This window comes from Winslowiella arboricola (assembly GCF_025527015.1).
GTDB lineage: Bacteria > Pseudomonadota > Gammaproteobacteria > Enterobacterales > Enterobacteriaceae > Erwinia > Erwinia arboricola.
In genome coordinates this window covers 1-250 of record NZ_JAODIM010000008.1, presented here as the reverse complement: position 1 = coordinate 250, position 250 = coordinate 1, and the positions used below count along the sequence as shown (strand labels likewise).

Here is a 250-nt window from a genome sequence, read left to right as displayed (position 1 = left end):
GACAGCCAGGATGTTGGCTTAGAAGCAGCCATCATTTAAAGAAAGCGTAATAGCTCACTGGTCGAGTCGGCCTGCGCGGAAGATGTAACGGGGCTAAACCATGCACCGAAGCTGCGGCAGCGACGCGCAAGCGTTGTTGGGTAGGGGAGCGTTCTGTAAGCCGTCGAAGGTGGACTGTGAGGTCTGCTGGAGGTATCAGAAGTGCGAATGCTGACATAAGTAACGATAAAGCGGGTGAAAAGCCCGCTCG

The 250-nt window shown here is 54.8% G+C and carries 1 rRNA gene; it reads left to right on the top strand.

The window, feature by feature from the left end:
• A 23S ribosomal RNA gene (locus tag N5923_RS00035) occupies positions 1-250 on the top strand; the annotation flags it as partial.